15 protein-coding genes are annotated in these 17,307 nt (G+C 71.1%); 6 read left to right on the top strand and 9 right to left on the bottom strand.

The annotated features are described in order from the left end of the window. Positions 1-74: 74 nt before the first annotated feature. The gene (locus OEB96_RS02945) at positions 75-1,853 is read left to right on the top strand and encodes a signal recognition particle protein (protein ID WP_266213881.1); all 1,779 of its coding nucleotides are present in this window, start codon (positions 75-77) and stop codon (positions 1,851-1,853) included. A 1-nt stretch (position 1,854) separates the two neighbouring features. Here the strand turns inward: OEB96_RS02945 and OEB96_RS02940 are convergent, their stop codons facing one another. The 7 genes from OEB96_RS02940 to OEB96_RS02910 form a co-directional block, all read right to left on the bottom strand. After that, entirely contained in the window at positions 1,855-2,034 is a 180-nt protein-coding gene (locus tag OEB96_RS02940) for a DNA gyrase inhibitor YacG (protein ID WP_266213880.1), read from the bottom strand. 64 nt (positions 2,035-2,098) lie between these two features. Next, a complete protein-coding gene (locus OEB96_RS02935; RefSeq protein WP_266213879.1) occupies positions 2,099-3,313 on the bottom strand; it encodes a pyridoxal phosphate-dependent aminotransferase in 1,215 nt (404 codons plus the stop codon). Then, positions 3,310-3,927 (bottom strand): 16S rRNA (guanine(966)-N(2))-methyltransferase RsmD, encoded by a 618-nt coding sequence (gene rsmD, locus OEB96_RS02930; RefSeq protein ID WP_266213878.1) that lies wholly within the window; start codon positions 3,925-3,927, stop codon positions 3,310-3,312. Before rsmD ends, OEB96_RS02935 begins: the two co-directional genes overlap by 4 nt. Positions 3,928-3,942: 15 nt before the next feature. Then, entirely contained in the window at positions 3,943-4,965 is a 1,023-nt protein-coding gene (locus OEB96_RS02925) for a peptidase MA family metallohydrolase (protein WP_266213877.1), read from the bottom strand. Between the two features lie 74 nt (positions 4,966-5,039). Further along, the gene (locus OEB96_RS02920; protein ID WP_266213876.1) at positions 5,040-5,888 is read right to left on the bottom strand and encodes a hypothetical protein; all 849 of its coding nucleotides are present in this window, start codon (positions 5,886-5,888) and stop codon (positions 5,040-5,042) included. Positions 5,889-5,959: 71 nt separating this feature from the next. After that, on the bottom strand, positions 5,960-6,295 hold the full coding sequence (locus OEB96_RS02915; RefSeq protein ID WP_266213875.1) for a PilZ domain-containing protein: 336 nt from the start codon (positions 6,293-6,295) through the stop codon (positions 5,960-5,962). A gap of 111 nt (positions 6,296-6,406) precedes the next feature. Continuing rightward, positions 6,407-8,488 carry a hypothetical protein gene (locus OEB96_RS02910; protein ID WP_266213874.1) on the bottom strand — a complete coding sequence of 694 codons (2,082 nt, stop codon included), beginning with the start codon at positions 8,486-8,488 and terminating at the stop codon, positions 6,407-6,409. Positions 8,489-8,679: 191 nt separating this feature from the next. Here OEB96_RS02910 and OEB96_RS02905 point away from each other — a divergent pair, with 191 nt between their 5' ends. From OEB96_RS02905 to OEB96_RS02895, 3 genes are read left to right on the top strand one after another with little or no spacing between them, the layout of a single operon-like run. After that, positions 8,680-9,891: a 3-phosphoglycerate dehydrogenase family protein gene (locus tag OEB96_RS02905; protein ID WP_266213873.1), complete on the top strand. Its 1,212-nt coding sequence runs from the start codon at positions 8,680-8,682 to the stop codon at positions 9,889-9,891. A 29-nt stretch (positions 9,892-9,920) separates the two neighbouring features. Beyond that, entirely contained in the window at positions 9,921-11,171 is a 1,251-nt protein-coding gene (locus OEB96_RS02900; protein ID WP_266213872.1) for a 4-phosphoerythronate dehydrogenase, read from the top strand. After that, a complete protein-coding gene (locus OEB96_RS02895) occupies positions 11,168-11,578 on the top strand; it encodes a sirohydrochlorin chelatase (protein ID WP_266213871.1) in 411 nt (136 codons plus the stop codon). Before OEB96_RS02900 ends, OEB96_RS02895 begins: the two co-directional genes overlap by 4 nt. A gap of 23 nt (positions 11,579-11,601) precedes the next feature. Here OEB96_RS02895 and OEB96_RS02890 read toward each other — a convergent pair whose 3' ends face one another. After that, complete coding sequence (locus OEB96_RS02890; RefSeq protein ID WP_266213870.1) at positions 11,602-13,326, bottom strand: hypothetical protein; 1,725 nt, start codon at positions 13,324-13,326, stop codon at positions 11,602-11,604. A gap of 234 nt (positions 13,327-13,560) precedes the next feature. Here OEB96_RS02890 and OEB96_RS02885 point away from each other — a divergent pair, with 234 nt between their 5' ends. Beyond that, positions 13,561-15,348, top strand: a complete 1,788-nt coding sequence (locus OEB96_RS02885; RefSeq protein ID WP_266213927.1) for a choice-of-anchor I family protein — start codon at positions 13,561-13,563, stop codon at positions 15,346-15,348. 32 nt (positions 15,349-15,380) lie between these two features. On the opposite strand, the gene OEB96_RS02880 is transcribed toward OEB96_RS02885, so the two are convergent. Beyond that, a complete protein-coding gene (locus OEB96_RS02880) occupies positions 15,381-16,526 on the bottom strand; it encodes a hypothetical protein (RefSeq protein ID WP_266213869.1) in 1,146 nt (381 codons plus the stop codon). Between the two features lie 57 nt (positions 16,527-16,583). Between OEB96_RS02880 and OEB96_RS02875 the strand changes: the two genes are divergently transcribed. Next, a complete protein-coding gene (locus OEB96_RS02875) occupies positions 16,584-17,183 on the top strand; it encodes a hypothetical protein (protein WP_266213868.1) in 600 nt (199 codons plus the stop codon). The last annotated feature ends 124 nt before the right edge of the window (positions 17,184-17,307 follow it).

Raw genomic sequence — 17,307 nt, 5'->3', positions numbered from 1 at the left:
GCTCCACGACGCCCCGTCGTCAAGGACCCCGGCTCCGTGGAAGGCGCCGGCCCGCGGTGCTATGTACCCCGACCATGTTCGAGACCATCTCCAAGGGGTTTCGGGCCGCGCGCGAGCGGATCACCGGTCGTGGCGAGCTCACCGAGGACGTCATCGACGCGGCCCTCAAGGACGTGCGGATGAGCCTCCTGGAGGCCGACGTCGAGTTCCGCGTGGTCAAGCGGTTCCTGCAGGCGGTCAAGGACAAGGCGCTGGGCGAGCAGGTCCAGCTGGTTGCCAAGTCGGGCGACAAGAAGGTCCGCGTTCGCTCCGAGGATCACTTCGTCCGCATCTGCCACGAAGAGCTCGTGGAGCTGATGGGCCCCGTCGACACCACGCTCGAGACGGCGAGCAAGGGCGTCACCGGGATCATGATGGTGGGCCTACAAGGCTCGGGCAAGACCACCACCACCGGCAAGCTCGCGCGCCGCCTCCAAAAGGAGGGCAACAAGGTGCTGCTGGTCGCGTGCGACGTGTACCGCCCCGCGGCCGTGCGCCAGCTGCAGGTGATCGGCGAGCAGCTGGGGATCGAGGTGTTCGCCCGCGAAGGTGGCGACCCGGTCGAGATCGCGACCGAGGCCACCGCCAAGGCGCAGGCGAGCGCCTGCGACTTCGTGATCTACGACACCGCGGGTCGCCTGACCGTCGACGAAGCCCTGATGACCGAGCTCGATCGGATCAAGGCCAAGGTCAGGCCCGCCAACATCCTGCTGGTCATCGACGCCATGATCGGCCAGGACGCGGTCAACACCGCCAAGGCGTTCGACGAGCGCATCGACGTCTCGGGCGTGGTGCTGACCAAGCTCGATGGCGACGCCCGCGGTGGCTCGGCGCTGTCGATCAAGGCGGTCACCGGCAAGCCCATCAAGTTCCTGGGCATGGGCGAGACCCTCGATCGCCTCGACGAGTTCCGTCCCGAGGGCCTGGCCGGCCGCATCCTGGGCATGGGCGACCTGGTGGGCCTGATGCAGGACTTCCAGGAGGTGGTCGACGAGGAGCAGGCGGCCGAGGACGCCGCCAAGATGCTCGGCGGATCGTTCACCATGGACGACTTCTTGGGGCAGATCAAGTCGATCCAGAAGATGGGCAGCCTCAAGGACCTGATGGACAAGATGCCGCTGGGGAACCTCTTCGGGGGCGAGATCCCCGACGACGTGATGCAGCAGGCCACCGACGATCGCGAGCTCATCAAGATCGAGGCGATGATCCGCTCGATGACCAAGCAGGAGCGGGCGCAGCCCGACCTGTTCCTCCTCTCTGGACGGGGGGGCGACGAGGACAAGGGCAGCAGCCGCTACCGGAACAAGAAGCGCAAGCCCAAGCCCAAGGATCCCACCAAGATGATGGCCGAGCTGCCGCCCGACGCGTTCGTCGACTCGCGCGTGGACCGGGTGGCCCGGGGCAGCGGCCGCGACGAAGAGGACGTGCGTGCGCTGGTGGGCCGCTTCATCGCCATGCGCGACATGTTCGGCATGCTCGGCGATCTGATGGGCGGCGGAGGAGGGCTGCTGTCCAAGCTGCCTGGCGTCAAGCAGATGAAGCAGCTGGGAGCCATGCGCAAGCTGGCCAAGAACCCCGATGCGCTGCAGGCCCTCATGGGCGGCGGCGGCATGCCGGGCCTGCCGGGAATGGGCGGCGGAGGCATGCCGGGGATGCCCGGTCTTCCGGGAATGGGCGGCGGCATGCCCAGCCTGCCCCCCGGGATGTCCCTGCCCGGCCTGCCCGCGGGTCCTTCGGGAGGCGGCGGCAAGTCCAAGAGCAAGGATCAGCGCAAGAAGGAAAAGAAGGCCAAGCGCAAGAACCGGCGCAAGTAGCTCAGATCAACAGATCATCGTCCTCGAGGTCGTCGGCCCGCAGCGGTCGCGAGAGCCTGTAGGCCTCGTCGAGCCACGCGCCGAGGTCGGCGAGCTTGCAGCGACGCGAGCAGAACGGTCGCCAGCGGAAGTCATCGGGGACCTCGGCTTGCTTGTCACACGCGGGGCAGCGGATCTTCATGATGGCGATGGCGGCTCGCGGCCGCCGCCAGGGTAGCAACCGAGATCGTGTGGCGCACGTCGGCTCAGCCGGTGGGCAGCGAGCGCAGCGCATCGCCGATTCGCGACAGTCCCTCGGTGAGCGTCGCGTCATCGGTCGCATAGCTCATCCGCAGGTGCCCGGGCGCCCCGAACGGCGTGCCGGGCACGGCGGCCACCAGCTTCTCCTCGAGCAGCCACTTGGCCAGCTCGATGTCGTCGGCGTGACGCGCCTTCTCCCCCGTGTGCCGCGAGACGTCGACGAACACGTAGAACGCACCATCGGGCGGCAGCGCCTCGGCCCCGGGGATCTCGGCCAGGCCCTCGAGCACCAGCGAGCGCCGCCGCGTGAAGGCTTGCTTCATCGCCGCCACCTCGGCCGGGACGCTGGGATCGGTGAGCGCGGCGAGTGCCGCCACCATCGACAGCGTCGTGGCCCCCGAGGTGGTCTGGCTCTGGATCCGCGAGGCCGCCGCCACCACCTCCTTGGGCCCGGCGAAGTAGCCGATGCGGTAGCCGGTCATGGCGAAGGTCTTGCTCACTCCGTCGACCGCGATCACGCGGGAGCCCACCTCGGGTCCGAGGGCCGCGATCGGGCTCGCATAGGTGAAGTCGTCGTAGACCAGGTCGCGATAGATGTCGTCGGAGAGGACGTAGGCTTGCGGGGCCTTGGCGGCGATGACCTCGCCGAGCGCCGCGAGGTCTGCTTCGCGATATCCCGCCCCGGTGGGGTTGCTGGGGCTGTTGAGCACGATGAGCCGCGTGCGGGGGGAGATCGCCGCCTCGAGCGCCTCGGGGCGCATGCGCCAGCCCTCGGCCCGGGTGGTGGGCACGAACACCGACACCGCCTCGGCCAGGCCCGCCATGTCGGGGTAGCTGACCCAGTAGGGCGAAGGGATCACGACCTCGTCGCCCGGGTCGCACATGGACAGGAAGAGGTTGGCCAGGCTGTGCTTGGCCCCGCACGACACCAGGATCTCGTTGCGCTCGAAGCTGCGGCCGTGGACGGCGCAGAGGGTCTTGGCGATCGCGTCCCGCAGCGCCGGCGTGCCGGGCACGGGCGCGTAGTGGATCGGACCCGCCGCGGCTGCCTCGGCGACCGCGCGGGTCACCGCCGAGGGCGGGCTGAAGTCGGGCTCGCCTGCGCTGAAGTTGAGGACCTGCTTGCCCTCGGCCCGCAGCTCACCCGCGCGACCGGAGACGGCCAGGGTGGCAGAGGGCTTGATGCGATCGGCTCGGGTGGAAATCGGTGCTTGGGTCACGGTGGGCTCCCAGTCGGATCGCCGTGGTGTCGCAAGAGCTCGAGTCGAGCTTGCCCGTAGTCGCGAGCGCGCTCGAGCGCCAGCGCCCTGGGCCAGGCGATCGGGCTAGTTGTACCGCGAACCAGCTCGCGCTCGCAGACCACCCACGCATCTTCGGCGAGCCAGCCCCCCTCGACCAGCGCCTGCGCGACCGGCTCGAATACTTCCGGCATGCGAAACGGCGGGTCGACGAATACGAGCTCGAAGGGGCCGCTGGTCATGGGAACCTCCGCGGCATCCACGCGGTCGGTCCGGAGCCATGCGAGCGCGTCGGTCTGCACCACGCGCGCCCGCGCCGACAGGCCAAGGACGTCGAGCTGGCGGCGCAGGTGTCGGACCACGCGTGGATCGATCTCGAGCATGGTGCACGTGGCCGCGCCACGGCTGAGGGCCTCGAGCGACAGCGCGCCCGAGCCCGCGAACAGGTCGAGCACCCGCGCATCGATCACCTCGCGCTGCAGACGATCGAAGATCGCCCCGCGGACGCGTGCCCCGGTGGGGCGCAGACCCGGCACTCCCGGCGGCAACGGGAGCAGCTTGCGGCCTCGCAGCGTGCCTGCCTCGATCCTCTGCATCGTTGCCGAACGAACTCAGGAGACGACCATCATCCCGGGCATCCCGGGCATCCCGGGCATCCCGGGCATCCCGGGCATCCGCGCCTGGAGCTCGAGCTGCTCCTCGAGCTCCAGCCGGCGATAGCCCCGTCGCACCGCGCGGCGGCGTCGGATCCACCCGATGGCCACCAGCGGCGCCACCAGGATGAAGGGTAGGCCTCCGCTGGCGGCCAGCGGATACCACACGAAGCGCGCGGGCAGACCGGCTCGCCACTCCCTCACCAGCTCCTCGAGGCTCACGCCGTAGGCCCGAATCACCGCGACCTCGAAGCGGCGACCCTGCCGCAGCTCGGTGAACACCTGTCGCAGGCGCATGCCGTTGGGATCGTAGGATCGCATGAACTCGACCAGGTCGCGGGCCGCCGCGTAGGCCACCGCCGCCTGCGGACCATCGGCACCGTGGAAGCCCTGCTCGAGCCGCGGCAGCTCGGGCACCCCCGGACCGAACACGGCCGAGGCCAGGGTCTGCGCGCGCCCGAAGCTGATGGTGCCGTTCCAGCTCTCGGCCACGCCCTCGTGGAACCACCGCGGCACCTCGCTGCCTCCCGTGGCGCGGTAGAGGATCACGTGGGCGAGCTCGTGACGCAGCAGCTCCTCGAGGTTGGTCGGCGCTCCATCGGGCCCGTGTCGCGCGATGATGATCTCGCCCGAGGGCGGGTGCGCCACGCCGGCCACCCAGTGCGGCATGTCGCTGGCCTCGGCCACGCGCCCGGCATGCTGCACGAACGTGATCTCGAGGCGATCGTCCACGTCGCCGGCGAGGTCGGTCTCGATCTCCGACCACCATCCCGGTGCGTGGCGAGCGAGGTCGCGGGCGGCATCCTCGAGCTCGGGCTCGTAGCGCAGCTCCATCCGTCCCACGCGGATCACCTCGGTGGCCTGATCCACGGCCCATCCGGTGGGCCGCCCCTCGATGGCGGCCGCAGGGCTCGCCGCGCCGAGCCACAGCATCACGATCATCAACAGCCCCACCACCACGCCGCGGCCGCGTCGAGCCACGCGCGCGAGCCAGCGATGGGGGAGCCGACTCGCGCCGACATGGGCTCGCGCAGAGCGAAGAGGGGCCACGACGTTCATGGGCGCACCGTGATCACGACGGACTCTTCTCGCAAGGCGTTGGCGACCAGGGCTCCCACGGCGACTCCGACCACGACGAACGCGACCCCGCCAATGATACCCGCTCGCGCCTTCGGTCCGACCGAGAGTCGACGACGCTCGCGTACGCCCTCTCGCAGCAGCTGCTGGTGCTCGTCCCACAGCGCGCTCACGAGGCCCGACGAGTGCGCCGCGTCGGCGGCGCGCACCGACAGCGCGCGATCGAGGCGACAGTCGTGCGCCAGCACGACCGGGGCCTGTCGATCGGCGACGTAGCCGATCACCACGACCAGGTCGTCTCGTTGCTCCCGGCATGTCTGGCGTGGTGCTCCCGCGCCCGGTCGCAGGCGCCGAACGTCCGTGGTGGGATCGGTCGATGCCCTCGCGTTCGACTCGAGCGCATCGAGCAGCCCCTTCTCGTCGCGCGTGCCGGGTGCCTCGGGGGCCAGACCCACCGCGACCGTGACGTGCTCGGGGACATCACGGACCGAAGACGGCGGCGGTACCGTCGCGGTTACACCGCCGTCCGCGGACGCAGCCCCTTGCGTCGGGCCCTCGTGCGCCGCGGATGGAGCATCGTCCATCGCGCCACCCTCCGGGTGCACGCCCACGGCCGCGCCGTCGGGCTCGGCGTCACCGGCCTCCACCTCGGTCTTCTTCTGATTGGGGTCGTTCCAGGGCGCGACCCGACCGGGCTCGTCCGCCACCGCCGTTGGACCCGCGTAGGCACGACCGGCCGGGTCCTCCTCGACGGACGGCTCGCCCCGCATGCGCAGGAGGTCCAGCCCACCCGCCTGCGCCGCCGGAAGCGCTGGCCCCAGGCTCACCACGACGGCCACGATCAGCGAAGCGAAGCCGCGCGCCTTCGCTCCTCGGGAAATCCCCGATGGCGTGGGCCTCACGTGGACCCGTGGTTCTCGAGGAAGCGGTTCAGTGCCCACGTCTCCTTGGCTCGGAAACCGGTCACGAACTGCAATCCGATCATCCCCTGGTCGAGGTCGCCGACCCAGCGCACGTCGGCCTTGGCCGACAGCGGCTTGTCGAGGTCGGGCAGGCGAAACGAGATCTCGACGCGGTCCCCCACCTTCACGCTCAGCTCGGTCGCAAGGCGAACCAGCGCGCCCCCCAAGCTCAGGTTCTCGGTTCGGGCCAGCGCCACCTGCCCGTCCCGCGTCACCTGCATGGGAAGATCGACCTCGTAGCGCGTGGACGCGCGCTTGTCGTTGGGAGACATCAGTGGCTCCAGTGTCGGGGCCTTGTGGCCCCGGCGTCAACGAGGCGGGGTGCCAGGCCACCGGCGCAGCCCCGCGGGACCCTGGGCCAGGATTCGAACGAGCCACCACCCTCACTCCACGGCCGGCCCGGGGTCGCCCCGGGGCGGTCGGCGACGGTCGCGGAACCACGGACGGTAGGCGCTCATCTTGCGCCGCTGTTCCTCCGGCGCCCGGCGACGGCAGGTCGAGCGCTCCTTGGAGCGCTCGGGCGCGCCCCAGCGGATCTCCGCGCAGTCGTTGGGGTTGTAGGCAACCTCGAGCGCGGGCGCCCGCGCCACCAGCTCGGCCAGGGTCAGCGTCTGCTCGCTCCCATCCGAGCGGGTGTAGGAGAAGGCCAGCGCCGGATCGGCCAAGAGCCGCTCGCGCTCGGCGGCCAGTCGGGTCCGCACCGCCTCCAACCCACCCGCCGCCTCGACCCCCCACGCGGCCGGGCTGCGGGCCACCTTGGCCTCGAATCCGGTCGCCACGTCGATGGCGATGAGCAGCCGTAGATCGCGAGCCGGGGTGGAGAAATTCTCCCAGGCGCCGGTGGTCTCGAAGATCTCGAAGCCATCGGGCATGGAGACCTCGCGGCCGGACTTGGCGAAGTTCGCCTCCCCATTGTCGACCGAGGTCACGCGCACCTTGGCCGACTCGTGCAGGGCGCGAATGGCTTCTTCCTGGGCCACGAACGGATCGCGAACGCCCGGGGTGATGAGCCCATCCATGTGATCATAGAAGGCCGCCGCATCGAGCGTGGCCTGCTCCTGGCTCACGTCGCCATAGCCCGGCAGCGAGCGGAGCTGCTCGTCGGAGGCCGCCGCCAGCCGGCGACGCCCGCCATCCTCGGTCACGAGGTGCGGGCGAAAGCCCTTGAACCCGCTGCCACCCAGCGCGGGATCGGGGTTCCACAGGAAGTTGCCCTCCCAAAAGCGCTTGCGGGTGATGCTGCCGTCGGGCTGTCCATCGATGGCGTAGAGGATGCCCGGCTGCTCGCCTTGCGCCGGCACCATCTCGGCCAGCACGAAGATGTGCCCGTAGGGATCGGCGTAGATGATGCCCGGCCGCAGGCTGCGACGCGACAGCGCGAGCGGATAGAAGTCGCTGTCGCCGTCGTCGTACGCGGTGCGCCCGTTGCCCGTGTGCACGCCCCAGGAGAGCGTGCGCCGAAAGAAGCGCTGCACCACGCCCAGCTCGCCGGGCAGGCGCTTGTCGGGCTCGATGTCGGGCTTGCCCAGCACGCCCCGCACGTTGCCGCACGAGGGCGCCGAGCCGTCGGCGCCCCGGGAGCACAGGCGATAGCCGAACGGCAGCTCGCGCTTCCACGCAAAGTAGGCGCGAAGGAAGTAGGGCGTGTCGGCGCAATCGGGCTTGAGGTAGAGCCCGGCCTTCATGGGGGGCGAGTCCTCGCCCCAGCCGAAGAAGTCGTGGAGCACGTTGCGATCGGCGTCGGTGGTGACCTCGTGCAGGGCCGACCACGCCAGCTCCTCGCCGGGCGGGGCGTGGAACAGCTCGCGCACCCACGCGCTGTAGAGCGCCTCCTCGCTCGCGTCCCAGGCCCGGGTCACCGGCCACACCCCATCCTCGAGGGCCGTTCGAACCTTGCGCTTGTCGGCCACGCGACCGCGGACGCGTAGGGTCTGGCACCCCAGGCCCTGGCCGTTGCGCCCCACCACCACCTCGATGCGGGTACCGGCCGCGGGCGCGGTGAGGCGAGCGATGGTGGCCGCGGGTACGCCCTCGTAGTGCACCAGCTCGGCCGCCACCGGCCGTCCATCGTCGTCCTCGAGCCGCAGCGCCAGCGGCTCCTCGGAGGAGAGGGTGGCCGCCACGATCCGCAAGGGCTCGCCCTCCATCGCGCGCTCGGGCGAGATCATCAGGCCCAAGTCATCGGCGACGTCCGTGGGGCACTCGCCCGCGTCGGCCGACGACGGCGGCTCGCGAGGGGTCGCGGCGGTCGGGGGCGTGACCGTCGGGGCCGACGCGTCGGCCGAGGGTGACCGCTCGCCCGCGGCTGGGGCCGGGATGGTGCTCGGCTCGGCCGCGGCATCGGGCGAGCCGGCGCGCTCCGAGGCGGGCTCGCCCGAGGCCGGCACCACCGCCTCGGCGCGATCGCACCCGCCCGCCCCCGAGACCGTGCCCAGGCCCACCAGCGCCCAGCAAACCGTTGCCACGCCGGGACCCACCCGGAGCAGCGACCGTGCGCGGGACCCACGAGAGCTGACCGACGAACCCAACATCGCGCCCCCTTACCTACGACAAGAGCCTGCGCATCGCCAAGGGCCGACCCCGGAGGGACCGCCCGTCGGGCGTCTGGGCACCGGTTGGGCCGCCCGTCGCGCACCGGCGTGTTATTGCTGCGGCCATGCGGGTACTCATCGCGGACAAGTTCTCGGCCGACGGCAAGGCCACGTTGGCGACCATGGGGCTACACATCGAGGATCGGCCCGAGCTCGGCGCCGACGACATCCCGGCGGCGCTGCAGGCGAGCGGCGCCGAGATCTTGGTGGTGCGCTCCACCGAGGTCCGCGCCGAGGTGTTCGCGGCCGCGCCCACGCTGTCGCTGGTCATCCGCGCGGGCGCCGGGGTCAACACCATCGATCTCGCCGCCGCCGGCCGGCACGGCGTGTTCGTGGCCAACTGCCCCGGCAAGAACGCGATCGCGGTGGCCGAGCTCACCATGGGCCTCATGCTCGCCCTCGACCGCAACATCCCCGATGCGGTGGCCGAGCTCCGCGCGGGCCGCTGGGACAAGAAGCGCTTCGGCAAGGCCCGGGGCCTGTGCGGCAGCCGCCTGGGCCTGGTGGGCTTTGGTGCCATCGCCCGCGAAGTGGCCGTACGCGCGCAATCGTTCGGCATGCGCGTCCACGCGTTCGACGTGGCCCTGACCGACGCCGACGCGGCCGCCCATGACGTCGTGCGGGCCAGCTCCCTCGAGGAGGTGCTGCGCACGTGCGACGTGATCAGCGTGCACGTGCCGTACATCAAGGGACGCACGCACCACCTGCTGGGCGAGGAGGAGCTGGCCCTCATGAAGGACGGCGCCACCTTGATCCACACCTCCCGCGGCGGGGTGGTGGACGACACCGCGCTCGCGGCCGCCGTGGCCTCGGGTCGAATCCGCGCCGGGCTCGACGTGTACGAGGGCGAGCCCGCCGAGGGCAAGGCACAGTGGCAGGGCCCCGTGCTCGAGGTCGCGGGCGTCTATGGCACCCCCCACATCGGGGCTTCCACCACGCAGGCCGAGGATGCGATCGCCGAAGAGGTGGTGCGAATCGTCCGCGACTACGTGGCCCAGGGCGTGGTCCACAACTGCGTCAACGTCCAGCGCCCGCGCGGCGAGGGCTGTACGGTGGTGATCCGTCACCTCGATCGCGTGGGAGTGCTCGCCGCCGTCCTCGACGCCTTCCAAAAGGAAGACCTCAACGTCCAGGAGATGCAAAACGTGATCTTCGACGGGCGTGCCGCCGCCAGCGCAACGATCACCCTGGCGCGCGAGCCGAGCCCCGAGCTGGTCGCGCGCCTGCAGACGCGCGACGACATCCTCGCGGTCTCGGTGCGCGTGGGCACCCGCTGACCCCCGCGTTTTGGGGTAGGCTCACCTCCGTGGGGCTACGGCTCGTCATCGATGACGCCGTCGCATGGCAGACCGAGGCGTTCGGCCACCTGGCCCAGCTCCACGCGATGCCCGGCCCTTCCATCGACCGCTCGGCCCTCGCGTCGGCCGACGCCCTCGTCGTGCGCAGCGTGACCCGCGTGACGGCCGAGCTGGTGCAGGGCACCCCCGTGCGCTTCGTGGGGACGGCGACCGCCGGCGAGGATCACATCGAGCGCGAGGCTCTCGAGTCCCGAGGGATCACGGTGGCCAATGCTCCTGGCTGCAACGCGCAGGCGGTGGCCGAGTACGTGGTCTCGGCGCTGGCCCATGCGTGTGAGCATCGCGTGAGCGCCCCGCCGGGCCCGGTGGGCGTGGTGGGCCTGGGCCACGTGGGACGACGGACCGTGCGAGCCCTCCGGGCCCTGGGCTACGACGTGATGGTCAGCGATCCACCGCTGGCCGAGCGTCGCGCCGCCAAGCTCCCGATCCACGATCCCGACCCCTCGCTGGCCAACATGGCGCGCTACGAGCGTCTGTCCTCGCTCGACGCCTTGCTCGACTCGTCGTTCGTGATCTCGCTCCACGTGCCGCTGGTGTTCGGCGGACCCAACCCCACGTGGCACCTGTTCGACGCGGCTCGGCTCTCGCGGCTGCGCCACGGGCAGCTGCTGCTCAACACCAGCCGCGGTGGCGTCGTGGACGACGGCGCCATGGTTCACTGGCTCGGCCAAGGCTCGGGTCGCGCCGTGCTCGACGTCTGGGAGGGCGAGCCCCGGCTTCGACCCGAGCTGCTCGATCCGTCCGCCGGTCTGGTGCTGGCCACGCCCCATGTCGCCGGCTATTCGCTCGAGGGCAAGGTCGCGGCCACCCGCATGGTGCACGAGGCACTGTGCCGCTTCTTGGGCCGTCCTCCCGATTTCGACGGGCGCGCGGTCCTGGGGCCCCGTGGCACCCACGCCCTGCGCTGCGATCACCCCGATGCCGCCCACGACTGGCGCCCCTGGGTCCGGGCTGCGATTCCCATCCGGGATGACGAGGCGGCTCTGCGGGCCACGATGCAGCAGCCCGTCGGCGAGCGCCCCTCGGCCTTCGAAGCGCTGCGACGTGGCCATCGACTGCGACGCGAGCTGTCGGCGTTCTCGATTCCCGACGCGGTCGCGCTCGACCCCGACACCCACATGCACCTCGGGGCGCTGGGGCTCGGCGTGCCTCCCGAGCCCACCGCACCACCGGTACGCCCCACGGAGCCCACGGGATGAGCGAGCCGACCGCCGTCGTGCTGCTGGCCCACGGCAGCCCCGACCCCGACTGGCGGCGCCCCATCGACGCGCTGGCCCAGCGGCTCTCGGAACGCCGCCCGCAGTCCACGGTGACGGTGGCCTACCTCGGGTTCCTGGCGCCCACGCTCGCCGAGGCGATCGACGCGCTCGCGCACCAGGGGCATCGCGACGTGGTGGTGCTCTGTGCCTTCCTCTCTCCGGGCGGCCGACACATCAAGGAGGACGTGCCCCGGCTGGTCGCCGAGCAAGCCGCCGCCCATCCCGAGCTGCAGCTCCACCTGCGCCCCGGTGCGCTGGGAGCCGAGCCCGAGGTGGTCGAGGCGCTCGCCGCCGCGGCCGAGCGCGCGCTGCACGAAGCGGGCTCCTCCCCGCCCTCACGGCGGTGACGGTACGAGCGCGGTGGGCCCGATCAGCGCCCGTCGGGGGCGGCGATCGAATGCTCGGCCGGTCGCGGCGGGGTCACGAACGCATCCTCGTCGACCTCGTAGCAGGCACGAAGGCGCGCCGTGGCCTCCAGGATCGCCATCAGATGCGGCAGCGGCACCAGCCCGGTGTCGACGAAGAAGTCCGACCACCACGTGCTGCGCAGGAAGTAGCGCAGCGGATCGTCGATGCGGCTGAGCGACAGGTACTGATACTCGTAGACGTGTCGGGCCAGGAGGTGCAGCGGTCGCTCCTCCTCGCCAAAGTGCGTGTACACGTTGGCGCGCACGTAGGCCTCCAGCTCGCACGGCGGCAGGTAGCGACGCGCCAGCAGGTTGGCGAGGAAGTCCGGCATGCGCTCGAGCACCAGCGCGCACACCAGCGCCCCCGGCTCGCGCCCGGCCGCCTGCGCCTCCTGCTCGACGGCGCGACGAAACGGCGCGGGAGCCTCGTCCACCAGGGCCTGCACCGCGGCCCGAAGCTCCGCCTGGGCATGCTCGTGCTCGTCGCGGCGGGCCTCGGGCACGGCCACCCAGCCCGCCTCCTCGGCCAGGTGCCCCCACTCGTGGATCGTACGCGCGCCCACCAGCATGCGGTGGTACGGCGGAGCGGGCTCGAGCAGCGGGCGAAGCCCCGGCTGGGCCAGGCTGTACACCATCAGCGGTCGGGTGGCATGCACGTAGATGCCTCCGTCTTGCTCGACCCCCTCCCCCGGCCGAGGCAGTCGCTCGGGATCCCGCAGCGACGCGAGGAACGCGGCCGAGCGCTCCCCCACCACCTCGAGATCCTCGCGCAGGCTCTGGGCCACACGGCCTCCGATCCCCTCCAGGCGCCGTCGCAGCGCCCCCACGCGGCGGGGCTCTTCGGGATCCCACAGCACCGTCTCGTGCTCGTCGGTCACCAGCACCGGCGGGCTCGCGCGCTCCAACCACTCGCACACATGGTCGGCGGGACTGCTGGCGAACGCCACCGCCGGATCGGTGGCCGGCGCCTTGGCGGCGGTGGCCAGGTACGCCTCCATCACGGCGCTCGCATCGGCCCGCAAGGCCGGCACCAGGGCATGGAGCTCGGCCTGCAGCGCCTCGGGAACCCACAGGCCCGCCTCCTTGACCTTGCGCAGCCCGGACCTCGCCTCCGGGGCGGGGGGTCGCAGCGGATCGTGGAACAGGGTGCGAACCCAGGGCATCGCCTCGGCGAGGCGCACGAACACCGCCGCGTCGGGCCGCGAGCTACGGCGACACGCCGCCACGAACGCCTCGACCTCGGCGTCGCTGCGCACGAGCCAGTAGCTCATGCCGCAGATCACGGCCATCGCCATGTCGCGCGAGGTACTCAGCCGCTCGGCGTGCAGCAGCTGATGGGTCGCGTACTCGAGGTTGGACGCGTCGGGATCGAAGTCCGACGCGTACAGCAACCACGAGCTGCGGTGGAATGGTTGGTGATAGGGGCGAGTGCTCTGGGCATCGAGCGCAATGCACAGGTTCTGCAGCCGCGGGGGGAACCAGGAGTCCGGCGCGCGCTCGTAGAGCCACGCGGCACGCTCCCAGTAGCTCGACATCGCTCGATCGAGCAGCGCGATGAACCCGTCGCCGAGCCCCCGATCCGCGCGCAGCACTGCGGCCAGCTCCTCGCTGACCCCGCGCTCGGACAGGTGCTCGACCGGGATCAGCACCAGCTCTCGATGGGCCAGATAGAACGGTCGCAGCTCCATGCTCCACCCCAGCGTCGCCGCTCGAGCGCCGGGTGTAAAGCGCTGTGAGCGCGCGGTGGTGATCGCCCCGGTCCGCGATCTCCCGGGACCCAGGCCCCGAATTCACCGCCTCGCGATCGTCGTGTTGCGGCTCCGAGAACGAGCTGTCACCCAGCGCGATTCTACTTTGCCCACGCCATGCGACATTGCCTTTCATCTCCCCTCCCCATCGGGCTCCTCCCCGCCGCCTTGCTGATGCTTGCCTGTGGCGACCCGGTCTCGGGCCAGGACGACACCGACACCGAGGGTGACGCCACGACCACGGAAGGCACCACGACCGCGGGTCCCACCACCGCCGGGCCGACCACCGCCGCCCCCACGACGACGACGACGACCGTGGGTGAGACCACGGCGGACACGTCGAGCACCCGCGGGCCAGCCGATGAGTCCACCGGCGACACGACCGGCGGCACCACGGAGGACTCCACGGGCACCGACGGCACCACGGGCGAGACCTACGAGGGAGTGCTGGAGATCCACCGCATCGGCCGCTATGCCCCCGAGCCGCTCGCCGATCGCTTCAACGAGGGCGCGGCCGAGATCTCCGCCTTCGATCCCGTCTCGCAGTCGCTGCTGGTCACCAATGGGATGACCGGTGCCATCGACGTGCTCGATCTCTCCGATCCCACCATGCCCACGCTGGTGCAGTCGATCCTCATCACCGATCCCAGCCTGGACGGACCCACCTCGGTGGCGATCCACGACGGCGTGGTGGCGGCTGCCGTCCCCAGCGCCACGTCCACCGATCCGGGCCGGGTGATCTTCTTCGACATCGACGGCACCGAGCTGTCCGCGGTGACCGTGGGCGTGCTGCCCGACATGGTGGCGTGGAGTCCCGACGGCAACACCGTGATCACCGCCAACGAGGGCGAGCCCACCGGCTACGGCCCCGGCGAGACCGATCCCGAGGGCTCGGTGAGCCTCATCGACGTCTCGGCGGGACCGCAGAACGCAACCCAGCTCGACGTGAGCACGGCGGGGTTCGGCGGCTTGATGCCGGGCGATCTCGACGCCACCACCCGGATCTTCGGCCCCGGCTCGACGATCGCCCAGGATCTCGAGCCCGAGTACGTGGCGGTGTCGGCCAACAGCGCCACGGCATGGGTGACGCTGCAGGAGAACAACGCGCTGGCGATCGTGGACCTGGCCACCGCCACCGTCACCGACGTGGTGGGCCTGGGCCTGGTCGACCACTCGCTGACCGGCCTGGACCCCAGCAACCAAGACGATGCGATCGCGATCGCCACGCATCCCGTGTGGGGCATGCGTCAGCCCGACGCGATCGCGAGCTTCGTGGTGGGTGGCAGCACCTACCTGGTCACGGCCAACGAGGGCGATGCGCGCGACTACGACGGGCTCGACGAGGAGGCGCGGATCTCCTCCCAGACGCTCGACCCGGTGGTGTTCCCCAATGCGGCGATGCTGCAGGACGACGCCATGCTCGGGCGTCTCAACATCAGCACCGTGTCGAGCGACCCCGACGGCGACGGCGACCTCGACCAGCTGTGGGCGTTCGGCTCGCGCTCGATCAGCATCTTCGACCCCGGTGGCAACCTCCTGTGGGACAGCGGCGACGCCATCGAGCAGGCCGCGGCGGCGGCGTTCCCGATGGACTTCAACGCCACCCACGACGCCAACGAGTCGTTCGACTCGCGCAGCGACGACAAGGGCCCCGAGCCCGAGGGCCTCGCGGTGGGGTGGGCCCATGGCACCACCTACGTGTTCGTGGGGCTGGAGCGGATCGGCGGCTTCATGGTGTGGGACGTGGGCGATCCGCTCGCTCCCGTCGAGTGGGGCTACGTCAACCCGCGCGACTTCACGGGAGATCCCGAGCTCGGCACGGCCGACGATCTGGCCCCGGAGGGCATGCTGTTCGTGAGCGGCGGCGACAGCCCCACCGGCAACCCCTTGCTGATCGTGACCCACGAGGTGAGCGGGACCGTGTCGATCTACGAGCTGGTGCTGGTCCCCCTTCCAGAGTGAGCGCGGCCGCGTGCGTTCCTCCACCCCTCGGATCAGCGCCGCGTGACGGGATCGACCAGCGGCACCGGGGTCAGCTCCACGTGCAGCGAGACGCTCCCTCCTCCGGTCCCCTCGGCCGCCAGCACGACCGCGCGCACGCCCGGCAGCAGCGGGCGCTCGAGCGCGTCGCCCGGGTAGAGCCGCAGTGCACCGCCGTCGATCTCGGGGTCGGGTCGCATCCAGTCGGTCATCAGCCCGTGACGCGCCCGGGCGTGGGGATTGAACACGTCGACCCAGGTCCCGGGGTCGCCCTCGACCCGCAGCAGGGCTCCCTCGTTCTGCGGGATCACCACCCGCCGCACTTGATACATGCCCTCGCGCTCGTCGGGCAGCGGACCCATGGTGTCCTCGGCTCCGCAGTCGAGGTCGACCGCCACCTCGAAGCTCAGGCGCTCGGGACCGAGGGCATGGGGGTCGTCGTCGAGCGCCTTCACCATCAGCTCGAGCGTCTGCTCGTAGCCGAGCCCCTCGTAGGCCGGGGACGACTTGGCGCGGTAGTCGGCCTCGATCGCGTCGATGCGCTCGCCCATCACCTGCTCGAGCGTGGCCTCGATGCGCTCGGGTGACGCACCCGCCTCCACCTCGGCCGCCAGTCGTCGCACGCCGTGCTGACCGCGACGATCGTACACGTAGCGCATGAAGTGGCCCGCCGCGTCGTAGTCGAAGTGGCCCGCGCGGTAGGCCGAGCGCGACAGCCGAAGCCGCTGCCCCGGCCCCTCGTCGTCGCCCAGGCCCTCGTAGTACACGCCCACGCCGGAGAGCAGCTCGGCCATGCCCTCCTCGATGAAGTAGCTCTCGCCCTCGGAATCGAGCGCGGCGTGGGTCATCTCGTGGGTGATGCTGCCGCCGCGCGCGAACATCATGCGCGTGGCGGGAAAGAAGCAGCCGCCCCGTCCCTCGCCGCACACCTCGTCGAGACCATCGACCATCCAGTACAGGCGATACGGATCGCGCTTGCCGATCTGCCCCAGTCCCTCCTCCACCGCACGCAGGTGCTCGTCGAGCGCCGCGAGCGTGCCCTCGCAGATCGGAGCATCGAACTCGGGTGCGATCTGCAGACGCTCGGTCTCGTAGGCGACCTCGGGCAACGGAGAGCAGCCGACGATCGTGCCGAGCATCGTCGCGAGCACGCCGATCATCGATGCCTCGATCGAGGTGTGAAAGCGCAGGCGAGGTCGCTGCGTTGCGTGCTCGTGATGGCGTCGTCGAGAAGGATCGCGGTGGGCCTGCTCGGCGCTTCGCTGACTGCTTCGATGGCCCTCGCCACCCCGGCCTTCGCCACCGAGCCCTCGTCCTCGCCGAGCGTCGAGGACGGGTCGGCGATCGTGCCGGGGCGCAACGCGGTCGTCTTGCACACCCACGCCAAGATCCCCGACTGGGCCAGCGGTCTCGGCTACCAGCGCGCGCTGGGCCGGCGCTTCTCGGTCGAGGCCGCCGTCGAGTTCGGCTACCCGCGCAGCGGCTACTGGCACCTGCCGGGCCTCGGCGAGACGCTGGCCGGGCAGCTGTGGCTGGGCCGCACCTTCCGCGGGGTGTTTGCGGAGGCTTCGCTGACGGTGGCCCACCAGTTCCTGTCCCGGCTGCCTCGGCTGTCGACCACCGCGGTGGCCCCTGGTTTGGGGATGGGCTTCCGCTGGACCCACCGCAGCGGCCTGTCGCTCGGGGCCTCGGGCGGCCTGCGCTGGGGTCGACGGATCGCCGCATCGGACATCATCTGCACCCGAGCCGAGCACTGCAGCACCGTGCGAGAGGGCGCCTACGCCCGAATCACCGCAGACCTGGGCTTCGTGTTCTAAATGACGCGCCATGGCAACGTGCGTTGCCTCAACGCCCCCCACCCCCCAGCCTTACATTCCCCACGATCCCCCAACCGTCCCCCAACCCCCGTCCCCCACCCCCCCAACCCCATGAACCACCTCA

The organism is Paraliomyxa miuraensis, assembly GCF_026337845.1.
GTDB classification, from domain to species: Bacteria; Myxococcota_A; Polyangia; order Nannocystales; family Nannocystaceae; genus Paraliomyxa; species Paraliomyxa miuraensis.
This window is presented reverse-complemented; position numbering and strand designations above follow the sequence as displayed.

Bases quoted from the DNA above. Each gene is read 5' to 3' on its own strand.
- OEB96_RS02890 (WP_266213870.1), bottom strand. From the start codon at position 13,326: ATGGAGCTGCGACCGTTCTATCTGGCCCATCGAGAGCTGGTGCTGATC.
- OEB96_RS02945 (WP_266213881.1), top strand. From the start codon at position 75: ATGTTCGAGACCATCTCCAAGGGGTTTCGGGCCGCGCGCGAGCGGATC.
- OEB96_RS02895 (WP_266213871.1), top strand. From the start codon at position 11,168: ATGAGCGAGCCGACCGCCGTCGTGCTGCTGGCCCACGGCAGCCCCGAC.
- OEB96_RS02940 (WP_266213880.1), bottom strand. From the start codon at position 2,034: ATGAAGATCCGCTGCCCCGCGTGTGACAAGCAAGCCGAGGTCCCCGAT.
- OEB96_RS02875 (WP_266213868.1), top strand. From the start codon at position 16,584: ATGGCGTCGTCGAGAAGGATCGCGGTGGGCCTGCTCGGCGCTTCGCTG.
- rsmD (WP_266213878.1), bottom strand. From the start codon at position 3,927: ATGCAGAGGATCGAGGCAGGCACGCTGCGAGGCCGCAAGCTGCTCCCG.
- OEB96_RS02905 (WP_266213873.1), top strand. From the start codon at position 8,680: ATGCGGGTACTCATCGCGGACAAGTTCTCGGCCGACGGCAAGGCCACG.
- OEB96_RS02915 (WP_266213875.1), bottom strand. From the start codon at position 6,295: ATGTCTCCCAACGACAAGCGCGCGTCCACGCGCTACGAGGTCGATCTT.
- OEB96_RS02885 (WP_266213927.1), top strand. From the start codon at position 13,561: ATGCTTGCCTGTGGCGACCCGGTCTCGGGCCAGGACGACACCGACACC.
- OEB96_RS02880 (WP_266213869.1), bottom strand. From the start codon at position 16,526: ATGATCGGCGTGCTCGCGACGATGCTCGGCACGATCGTCGGCTGCTCT.